This is a genomic window from Escherichia sp. E1130 (assembly GCF_005781065.1).
Taxonomy (GTDB): domain Bacteria; phylum Pseudomonadota; class Gammaproteobacteria; order Enterobacterales; family Enterobacteriaceae; genus Escherichia.
In genome coordinates, this window is sequence record NZ_VATL01000030.1 from 22101 (window position 1) to 33528 (window position 11428).

Consider the following 11428-nt stretch of genomic DNA (forward strand, 5'->3'; position numbering starts at 1 on the left):
AACTCTGTCTACTCGGGCTTATGCCGTCTTCGTTATCGCAGATATGCTGATTATCAGGATAGTTAGCTCAACGCGATAACATTCGCGGCGGCCGGACCTTTGGCCCCATTCTCGATCGAGAACTCAACTTTCTGACCTTCATCTAAGGTGCGGAAATCGTTGCTCTGGATCGCAGAAAAGTGTACGAACACGTCTTTGCTGCCATCAGCAGGGGTGATAAAGCCAAAACCTTTATCTGCGTTAAACCATTTTACTAAACCAGTCATTTTGTTAGACATAAATATTACCTTCTAAATTTGTGAGCCACACAACGCGGCAAGAATGTGATCTGTATAAAGATTTTGACTTACTAAGGCACTTAAGGAGGAGACTCACGAAGAAGGGTAATCAGAAGATAACACTGAACTGAGACTGCTTTACTAAAACTGCTTTCATAAGGTCTGTCTTGCAAACCAACGATGCTATTAACGCATATTCATTATGGTTATGCAACTTTTATTTTTCATTCATGTGTTCTATTTGTTGTGCGCCATTAACAAAGGTAAGCCAGAACGCCTGTTATCCCTTCTGTCGGTGGCTGGCTTTCAACGAAAGCCGTTGGAGCGTAAGGAGAGTGATGTCCGGTAGTTCTCCTCACTACACAATGCCTGAAACCAGGCGGCGTAGTGGTGAATGAGTGAGTGACGGGCCTTACCATTCGACTATTACTTTACATAGGCTGTGCCACAACAGCGGTCTAAAATTTCGACGTTTCTCGCACGTGCACCCTGTAACCCATTTTCCTGAACAGAAAACACTCAAAACAGAATGATAGCCGGACATATATTATGTTCCGGCTATTTATTAATAGCTTACTTAACAGATTCAGCAGGAGTCGATCTACATTTATTACCAAATGCTCATAGCAGTCGAGTATTCAAAAACAACCACGCCATTAATAAGATGGTCTGCTGGTTTTAAATTATAAGTTCTGGCACCACAGTCGCTCATTGTTTTACCATTAATAATAATCCTGTGAGTATTTTCTGATTCAACGACAAAAGTACACATTTTATCGATATCCACAGTGAGAAAAGACCGCTTACATTCATTGATATTAACGCCATTACTATAAACACTAAGGTTAGTATTGGCATAATCCTGAATCGAAAGAATAATATGGCATTTTCCTTCCGGGGGCTCAGGGAATTTCTTAGGATCCATATATGTGAAATCAGTAAATTCCACGCTTTCAGTGTATATTTTCATAGTAAATGCCCCAATGACATACCGGATATCCACCCCACCGAAAAAATCCACTTCAAGATCAATATTACCATTGGTATCATTTGTTGTTTTATCTACATCTACCCCGCCGGGGGCATCTATCATATAGATATACCTGTTTCTTGGACCTTTATCGACAACATCAACAGTACTATTCTGTACTGCACAAACAGTACCCATGCCGAATGAATACGTCGTATATTCAATGCATTGACTATGGGGTTTCCCACAAAAAATAATATCGCTCTCAATTACTGGAGGAGTAAGAGATTGTTGTTTTATTTCTGCAATTGGACGCCCCTCCTCATCGCCATGAAAAAGGAAAAAATTATCATTCCGCCACTTTAAGTCCCATAAAGGGATGTTTTTCAGCTTTGAAAAAAATCAGGAGCGTAGCATTTCCTCAGGTCAGGGTAAAGTGTCGTCGTCGTTAATAACCATTGCTTGAAAAAATCAGCATTTTTTAACTTTTCTTGCTCTGAAGTGGACATTTCGTTAATCCACAGAGGGTATTTAGGATGAGTAAGATCATGTGATGGTGCATATTGTAGATCCTGAACGAAAACAGGCAGTGCAGGGCTTTCTTGTGGATATGCTTCATACTCTCCCGCCGTATTCTGAATGACGGTTTTCATTATGAACTTTCTTCCTGGTTTTACGTATGATGTAATATCTACGGTTAGTGTATCTTTTTTTATCTTATTTATAAGACATGTATCTGTTATTGCATCATAGACTTGATAACATACAATCTTATCATAAATATTTCTGTCATATGATGCACTGTCAAATTCTGCACTTTGCCATGCCAGATAATACTTAATTCCTTGCGGTGATTTTTTTTCTATAATTCTGACAAAATTAACACTGAATGATGAGTCTTGCATCTTCATAAATTCTCTCACTATATTGTTACGACACGGGAATAATATTGATAATTAAGCGTGTAAAAATATCATGAAACAATAGATTGTCCGTAAAACGCCACAGCCTGTGCATATAGATCCATCGAATCATCCCAGAGATCTCTTGAGTTATGGGAGCGTACTTCCGATATATATATTTCGTTATTTTCTTCCGAAAAAATTGCTGATTCATGATTACCAATTGCACCATGTAAAGGATTAGTCCACCCACTAAATAATAAAAATCCCCATTCCTGAAAAAGCCCGGAATTTACTTCACGTTTTATATCATGATATGATTCGATTTCCAGTTCATCGTAAGGGACATTGTTGATATCGCGGCGGGCAGGGAAAGTGCCTTTTTCATCCACAACCCACTTCCATGCGCTGCAGAATCCATCCCAGGTTTCGACATGTGGTTTAAAGAAGCGAAGAGGTTTAATTACATATGCTGAAATATATTTGTCTGTAACCTTATCATTGGCAAAAATGACAAATGTTTTACCAATGCAATTTTCATCAATATCTTTTGAAAATGACACTACGCCGTCCTGATTTACAGTAACTGTGTTGTCTCCTGCATTGGTAGAAACACTCCAGTCTACCGTATTATTATAGACAACATCATTATCAACCATCATCTGAAATGTTGCCCCAGGGAATAATGTTTTTGGGAAAGACCCATTAGTCATATCTTTTTTCATATCGAAATCATAGTAATTCACCCGAACACCAGTAACTTTTGGCATAATAAATTCCTTAATTGTTTAATTGAAATAGGCTTAATAAACATAATCGGCAAAGAGATATTATTATTTTTATACAGATAAGTGCTGTCATTTATTGGTTATAAAACCATCAGTTTCGAGAATTAATTCAGCCTAAAAAATAAACTGCTATTACTTTTATCGTAATAACATCTTGTATGAGCGACTTTATGCTTCTTCCTGATGGCATCTGGATTTGGCTGTTTCGCCACAGCGTCTATGGAATGGGGTATGTTCCGGGTATGGGGAAGCATAATCGATTCTACTTATTAAAATGTACCTTTGAAAAAGTAGATTTTCCGAATAGTGTTTGTGTGGCACACTATGGTTAACTTTTTACGTAGCGCATCTGACGTTTTTCGCTGTTGTGAGGTCCTCTATGACCCATCTGTCCGACATTGATCCTGAGATGAATCATTTTCAACCACTCGTTCCCTCAGAGATCGAGTTATGGCCAACATCTGTAGAAAGTGGTAATTCTCTTAATCCGGCAAGGGCATACTTGCTCTCTCTTAACTCACCGCGCAGCCGACAAACCATGGCATCTTTTTTGGGAATAGTTGCCAGAATGCTCGGAGCCGCCAATGCAGAAACTTGCCCGTGGGGAAGTTTACGTCGCCACCACATCATGGCGGTGGCTGAATTGCTACGGGATACGGGTCGGGCGACGGCGACAATCAATACCTATTTGTCTGCACTTAAAGGCGTAGCGAAAGAGGCCTGGATGTTGAAGCTGATGGATGTTGAAAGCTTCCAGCACATTCTTGCAGTACGTAATTTTCGCGGTAGTAAACTTCAGCGAGGACGCGCGTTGCATCGAGCGGAGATCCGGCAGTTATTTCAGGTCTGCGAAACCGATCGTAGCTGTCGTGGTCCGAGAGACGCCGCGATGTTGGGGGTGTTATTAGGCTGTGGATTGCGTCGTTCCGAGGCGGTAGGGCTTGATTTAAGTGACATTGTCACTTATGAACGCGCATTGCGTGTCTTAGGAAAAGGGAATAAAGAACGGCTGGCTTATATGCCGGAAGGGACATGGGTAAGATTACAGACTTGGATTGAGCAGGTAAGGGGAGAATCACCGGGACCGTTGTTTACGCGCATCCGCCGTTTTGATGATGTGACCTGCGCAAGACTCACTGACCAAGCGGTTTATCACATTTTGCAGGTAAGACAAAGTGAAGCGGGAATTGAAAAATGCGCCCCTCACGATTTGAGAAGAACGTTTGCTACTGCGTTGCTTGAAAACGGCGAAGACTTAATCACGGTAAAAGATGCGATGGGCCATGCCAGTGTCACAACAACGCAAAAATACGATCGCCGTGGCGAGCAACGGCTTCGTCGCGCCCGCGACAAACTGAATTTTGATTAGCGCTTCCCCGTTTTCTGACAAAGTGCGTTTTGTTCATGCCGGATGCGGCGTAAACGCCTTATCCTGACTACAAAATCGCGCAAATTCAATATATTGCATTTATATGTAGGCCTGATAAGCGTAGCGCATCAGGCAATGTTAGCGCCAACTATACTTAATCCCCAGCATTCCCTGAGTGTCACTATAGCCTTTGTCACCTGCCTGCACGCCCACGTTGCCCCAGATGCTCAGATTAGCATTCACTTTGCCCTCCACCCCGGTACGGATTTCGCCCAGATTACGCACGCCGTCACGACTGATGCTTACGCCATCCATCTTCACGCCAAAGGTTTCGGTATTGTGGATCCAGTTTACTTCCACGAATGGCTGGAACTCACGCTGCTTACCGTCATCCATTTTGTGATGACTGTTTAGGTACGTTCTCACACCCAGACGCGTCTGGATGTTACCATCGCCCTGAGTTTCAATACGGGTCCCATCGTTTCGGTTGTGCGCATTGTCCTTCACGCCCATCCAGGTAACCTGTGCCTGCGGCTGGATATACCAGGTGTTCAGCGTGCTCCGACTGCCGGAAAACTCCCCGGCCTTCAGGGTATAACCCGCTTCCAGTGAGGTAGTCAGTCCTTTCGAACTGGAACTGTCGCTGGCACGATTATCCGCTGCCACACTGTTATCAAACCAGTTGTACAATATCCAGCTATCGACATACGCCCCGGTTTTATCCGCCTCATTCTGGTTCCAGGTGCCGTACAGCCCGGCGCTGTAACCGTTGATACGTCCGTCAGAGCCGTACCCGGCGCGGTCGCTGCGGGTATTGCTGCGCGCGTTTGCATAACCTCCCATCACACCCAAATGCCAGCGGTCGGTGCCGTCGGTACTCCACTGTGTGATATCGCCACCCAGTTGCAGCACATAACGATTGCTCTGCGTTTTCAACTGACCGTCACCGACAACAGAGCGTTCATGACCGCCGACCTGGCGCATCCACATGCTTGCTGCCAGTCCGTCCTCTTTTAGCGCGTCGGTGTAGTGCGGTTCACCAAGACGATCGTGCAGACGGTGGTTAAACAGCGTGTTGGCGGTTGCAATATTGCTGATATAACTACCCGCTTCCGGACGTAGCGCATCTGGTGCCGTCGGATCCACTACCGGTGGTTTGACCGGAGCCTCCGGTACAACGGGTAGAACGGGTCGAACAGGTAAAACGGGACCTTTCCACTTACTGGTGAGATACCAGTTTTGCGCCGCACTGTCAGTGCCTTTCGCCAACGTATAGACATAAGCACCAGCTTCCACGGTGCCGTTGGTTAGGGCGAAGTTAGCGGAAGAATTGCCATCGACATGGACCAGTTCAATACCATTAATGGTCTGCGCTCCGGTACCGCCGACATGATTCACTGCAAGGCGGGTGTTACCGACCGTGTCGCCGTGAACAATGAGTTTGTCGGTTTTAGAATCGTCGTCCCCCAGTTCCGTATTCATCACAATCAGGCCGTCGCTGCCAGTGTAGTTACCTTCCACGGTCAGGGTTTTGAAATCATTATCGGTCGGTGCGGAAATCGCGATTGTCCCGGCACTGCTCAGATCGTTGACCTGCGAAGTAGCTGTCATGTTCCAGCTACTGGCAGCATCAATATCGACATCGGTCGGGTCGATCCACCCGATCAGTTGTGCGCCGTTTTGCAGACTCAGACGGCTACCACTGTCACCTATAATATTGCTGGTCAGTTGCGCGCCACCGTTGGAGCCATCAAGGGCAAGCTCACCCGCGTTCAGTTCAGTGTCTGCGGTCCAGGCCGTCTGTCCCGCCAGCGTCAGGCTGCCATCACCATTCTTGATGAAGCGGCCGCCAGCCACATTGCCATCGATGATGTCGCCGTCAAAACGCGTATCGTCGCTGTCTGTAGCGTTAATGGCGGTTAGCGATGCACCGTTGAGCATCAGAATGCCACCGCTGCCGCTCAGGCGGTTAGCCTGCTGGTTGTTGCCGTTCAGATCGAGTAGGCCACCATTGACGATAATATCGCTGCTGCTGTTCAGCGTGTCAGCGATATCGGTCCGCAGTGTGCCTTCATTGATGGTAGTGCTGCCGGAATAACCATTGATAGCAGAGAATATCAGCGTACCGCCGCCGGTTTTGCTGAGGCTTTTACCGTCCCAGCCGAAGCCATACGCGGTGGAGTTCAGGTTATCTTGCAGTGCGTCCCCCAGGGTAAAGCTATGATTGTCCATTATGTTGAACGTACCATGAGCACTGGAATCTTCGGTGTTTAACCAGACCAGACCAAACTGCGCAATAACATTTTTGCTGTCGTTATCTTTCTTCGCCCATCCGATCAGAAAATGATCTATATCGACATAATCCTGCAAAGCCTGTCCTGCGACGGTATAGCTGAAATCACCGCTGATCCCGTTCCGGGTGCGGATAAGGGTATACTGATTCTCATCAGAAACAGGGGCATAGCCGGAGATATCCAGCGTATTGTTCCCGGTAAGCTGGAGAGTATCGGCACTTAGTGACGGGTCACTGGCAATATCAACCTGCGCAGTTACACCGCTGCCAAAATTTGCGTCAGCAGAAACTGTCAGCGTTTCACCGGCATCAACTTTCAGCGTACCGCCAGACATATCCAACCGGTTAGCGCTTACGGAATTAGCAATCTGCAGTTCACCACTGCCTGATTTGTTCAGCGTCTGGACGTTTTCCAGCGAACCGGCAATCATGGCGCGATCGGTGATCGACAGGTTTTCGCCGCTGTTGCCCATCGTCATTAACGCGTCATGCTGGATATCCAGCGAACTGAAACTCTGCGCCATGTTCTGCGCGCTCAGTGTTCCTTCTTTGACATTGAATCCACCTGTGTTGAGGAACTGATTGGCGTTAGCCGTAGATAAGGTTCCCGTGCCGATCTTTTCCAGTTTGCCAGGGCCGGACAGGACTCCGCCGAGTGTCAGTTTATCGGCTCCGTCGGTTTCAATCGCTACCGTGTCACCTGCTGCAGTACCAATCAGCCGACTACCGGCATTCAGATTCAATTTGCTGTCGCCATTGCTCTTAATCAGCGAACCATCGGCGAAATTCATGGTGCCAGATGAAAGCACATTCACGGTATTCGCCGCCGTACTGGTTGACAATAAAGTGGCGCCGTCCCGCAATGTAAACCGCGTGCTGCTGGTGTTTATGCCATACTGAGCATTGTCTTTTAGTTCCAGTACACCACCATAAACGGTGGTATTGGCATAAATACGCGATTGCGTATTTTGAGAACCAGGCGTGAAATCTTCGCCACTAAAAGTCACTTTCCCATCGGTAGCATCACTGCCGTTGGTGGTATTAATTCCAACAATGACATTTATTGCCACGCCAGTGGAGTTGAAACTGGTTATCGGATCACGAAACAGAATCTGACGCCCAGATTCCGCAGCGATATTCAACACGCCATTCGGCTGGCGAATGTTAATAGCATTAGCAACCGCATATGTCATATTGGGCGTTAAGAGATTTCCGACCCCGGTGAAATTTTCATAGAACTGAATATCGCTATTTTCCGCATGTAGCAGACTCGTGCCGGTAAAATTCGCGCTGTTGCCGATAAGAATAGCGCCTGCATACTGGCTATTAGAATAGTTTCCATGGACTTTCATGCCATCGATACCGTTCGTTTCCATCACCAGTCCGGTCTGTGCAACGATAGCGCCTGCTGTATCCCTGACAGCCCGATTGCCATAGATATCGGCATTACCATACAACTGCACACTTCCGTCAGAAAATAATCCGCCACCCGAACTTATTGCACTGTTATTACCGATAATAATGGAGGCATCTGTACCACTGAAAATCAAATTTCCCGAGTCATGTAACCGAATGACGCCGCCGGCAATAGCGTGATTGACATTATTGGTCAGCGTGACGTTGCCTTCAAATATAATGTTGGCGTTAGTGGTATCTATCGCGGGGTCATAGGAGTAGGCGCTGTTATTGTCAAAAACAACAGTACCGTTCGCACCACGGAAAAGCACATCTGAATTTGAGATGATAAGGCCACGATAGCCATTATTGGCACGGTTATCGACAAAACGGAGCTGACTGCCATTGCCGAGCTCATACACAATTCCCGAAGCAGTGCCGGAATTATAAACAGCTCCCCCCGTGGAGTTGCTTATTGTCATATCAATACCGTCCAGCAGCTTAATCACTGCTCTTCGAGTTCCACTCAGACTAATTAAGTTAACGGCATTGCCGGTGGCATTAAACAACCAACTGTCGGACCCCAGAGTTGTATTGCGGTCGACAATAAGCGTTGCCGGTGAAGAGCTGGTACCATTAAAAATAAGATCAGCTAAACGCGTTGTCTGATTTGCGCCTGTGCCATAGATTTGTGACAGATAGACACTCTCTCCCGGCAGGATCGACACTGTTGCGGCGAGCGACGATGTAACACAGTTCAGTGTCAACACGAAAACAACCAGCGTCATCGCAGAGCCAGCCTGCACACGACGTCCGGTTCGTTTTCCCCGACTCTTTGCAAACTCCGATACCGCGCCCCAGACGCCAGTAGATTCGTTACGGACAACACGGAATACGTTGTTCATGTTATTCATCCTTTAATTATATGAACATCTCCATCTGGTACATTATTTCTATAGCATTTTACTTAAGGACTACAGGTTTATTTTATAAATAAAAGAAGCAATATTCTTATTTGCAGGGATAAATGCCTGAAGATGCCAGACATGACTGAAAAATGAGAACTCAGTGACACGGAATAGTAAAATCATCTATAGCAACTGTTGGATAAACAAAAAACGCCCTTCGACATTATTATAAAAATATAATTTATTTATAAGTACTCATTTTAATAACGGTGCGCTATTAATTACCCACGCCATTAACTGGTGTTATAACTGCAAGCAGGAACAGACGGAGTACGAACTATTATTTTATAGTTCCTTACCATGTATCAATAATGAATAAAACAAAAATAGGATAAAATAATGTCATTTAATATAATTAATACTACATACAAAAAGATAGAGAGAGATGGGCTGACTATGACTATAAGTCAACGGAAAGGTCCAGTCTGCGCAACCCTCTATTCACCAGATGGACGTAATCTTAAGAACAACCACATTTATTATCTAATTAAAATTTTTGACGCTGAAAACAATCCAATAAAAAAAAGCCCCTTCAAATATCATGTTGATGTAGTCACCAAAAATGACTGGTCCTCACTTGATACTTATCCAACACTCAAAATATCCTATGAGGGTGACGCAAAGAAATTACAACAGGATAGTTATGGATTTTATAATACAGAAACAGATCAGAATGGAGAATTTTTATTTGGTATTTTGCCCTTCCTTACTCTGAACAACGCAGAAACTCTGATAGAAAAAACAATGGTACCTTATGTACAAAGTATAACTCTTACCTTTTATCTTGGCGATATCAGTACCGATCTTGTCGTTGAAACTCCATATAATTTAGATTTACGCACATATGACGCAGTAGACATGGTTGTCAATAGTACTGGTGATTTCCGTGATTTAACTGATACAGTCACATTAATTCCTGGCGGGAATATATGTTGTAATCGTAAAGTATGTTTTTGTTTTAGCGGGGAACTGGAATGTGAAGTAGCCTCCTCCATAGAGGGGGTAGCTATTATGGATGTGGATAAAAATAATCAGGTAACGATGCCCTTTACAGAAGAGGAAATTGCCAATCGTGAAGTCTGGGCATATACAAGTTTTGCATGGTGTGCGATGTCCCCACTGCGCATCCGCGAAGCCAATTCTTCCCGGCAACTGCATGTCAGTCCGCAAAACAACAGCAATATCTTTCCTGGGCAGACGCTCTATGCCACTTTCCGCTATCAACTGAAAGCGGGTGAAAGTTTTTCCGGAACCGGCTGTCCCTTTACATTAAACCGGGGGAATTTCTATCCTCCTGAGATTTCCTGGTGGCAGGAAGGGAATACCTTATATGGCGGCTGTTTACTGACCGTGGATGACAGCCTGATGCAAGGCGATCTGTTGTCGTGGACGGTTTCCTGCTGCCTTGATAATTCCGGAGTTCCGGTAGCCTCTGAAACGGTGAACTGGAATGTAGCCTGGGATGCCGATATCAATGTTGACGTCACTTTTGTCGCCGATACACCGGTGTTAATTGATTACAGCAATGACGACACCCGACCGTTATCCTCACGGCCCGCGATGACCTGGCGGCTGACCGTGCCGGGACTGAGTAACACCCAGGCCTGTTTTTACCCCCTTGTGACCCGCATTACCGAAGATGCCATTATCAGTGACGCGTCGTTCAGTGAAATTGCGCCCTGCATGGCTGACAGAACCAGCGGGGATTATTTTTACGTCATGCTGGACGACCAGGGGAGTGCCGTCATTAATGTGCAGCCCCGGGAAAACCGCACGCTGCTTACCGCGTTCAGCGCCGGGATTTACGGTGTCGGGACGATGATTAACACCGCGAACTTTTTTATTAACAGTGCCTGGGAGTCCGCGACGGCCCCTTCCGTCAGCGTGACGGAAGGGCAGAACCCTCAGGCCCGCCCCGGTGACGACAACTATGGTCTGGCAACATTCCCGCTGCTTTCGAACTGGGAGGCAGTGAAACAGCACGATCTGCTGGGCGGTGCCGTGTATCTGTTTGCCGGCGAAGAGGTGCAGAGAAAGAACCACTACACCCCACTGATGTTACTGGGAAAAACGCAGATCCCGCTTAAAGCCGGTGGTGGCGCGCCCGATATCGCCCTGTATTTTACCGAGTCTAATTTTGAGACCGGAAAGACCTATTACATCCATGCCTGTCTTGTTGAAAATGCTTATCTGCACAAGGGCGTAAATTACCTCCGTTTGCAGGAAATCAGATTCGAAATTCCGCAGGAGCAGCCTGCCGTGCCGGAAGGGGTGAAGCGAACCTATCGGGCACCGCAATTTGTCTGTAAAGACGGCGCGGTTATTGATGAAGATGATGTCCTGCTCGGGCGCAATGAAATCGGTTATCAGGGGCTGGAATACCGTATTCCGTTATCCGGCGGGCAAAAACACCTGGTGGCGGGAGATCAGATAATGGCCACGGCGTATCTGCACGCGTGGAATAA

The 11428-nt window shown here is 46.1% G+C and carries 7 protein-coding genes; 2 read left to right on the forward strand and 5 right to left on the reverse strand.

What is annotated here, in order from left to right:
- Window positions 1-62: 62 nt before the first annotated feature.
- The 4 genes from cspG to FEK66_RS22445 all read right to left on the reverse strand — a co-directional run bounded on the left by cspG (window position 63) and on the right by FEK66_RS22445 (window position 2920).
- Window positions 63-278, reverse strand: a complete 216-nt coding sequence (gene cspG / locus FEK66_RS22430) for a cold shock protein CspG (RefSeq protein WP_130210289.1) — start codon at window positions 276-278, stop codon at window positions 63-65.
- A 610-nt stretch (window positions 279-888) separates the two neighbouring features.
- The gene (locus FEK66_RS22435) at window positions 889-1371 is read right to left on the reverse strand and encodes a hypothetical protein (protein WP_135495477.1); all 483 of its coding nucleotides are present in this window, start codon (window positions 1369-1371) and stop codon (window positions 889-891) included.
- 263 nt (window positions 1372-1634) lie between these two features.
- Window positions 1635-2159: a hypothetical protein gene (locus tag FEK66_RS22440; protein WP_138211545.1), complete on the reverse strand. Its 525-nt coding sequence runs from the start codon at window positions 2157-2159 to the stop codon at window positions 1635-1637.
- A 62-nt stretch (window positions 2160-2221) separates the two neighbouring features.
- The gene (locus tag FEK66_RS22445; protein ID WP_138211546.1) at window positions 2222-2920 is read right to left on the reverse strand and encodes a hypothetical protein; all 699 of its coding nucleotides are present in this window, start codon (window positions 2918-2920) and stop codon (window positions 2222-2224) included.
- 397 nt (window positions 2921-3317) lie between these two features.
- On the opposite strand from FEK66_RS22445, the gene FEK66_RS22450 reads away from it, so the two are divergent.
- The gene (locus FEK66_RS22450; protein ID WP_135387284.1) at window positions 3318-4307 is read left to right on the forward strand and encodes a tyrosine-type recombinase/integrase; all 990 of its coding nucleotides are present in this window, start codon (window positions 3318-3320) and stop codon (window positions 4305-4307) included.
- Window positions 4308-4445: 138 nt separating this feature from the next.
- Here FEK66_RS22450 and FEK66_RS22455 read toward each other — a convergent pair whose 3' ends face one another.
- Window positions 4446-8900, reverse strand: coding sequence for an autotransporter outer membrane beta-barrel domain-containing protein (locus tag FEK66_RS22455; protein ID WP_167854265.1), 4455 nt, complete (start codon window positions 8898-8900; stop codon window positions 4446-4448).
- A 402-nt stretch (window positions 8901-9302) separates the two neighbouring features.
- Between FEK66_RS22455 and FEK66_RS22460 the strand changes: the two genes are divergently transcribed.
- A partial coding sequence (locus FEK66_RS22460; RefSeq protein ID WP_130219385.1) for a hypothetical protein occupies window positions 9303-11428 on the forward strand: 2126 nt, incomplete at its 3' end.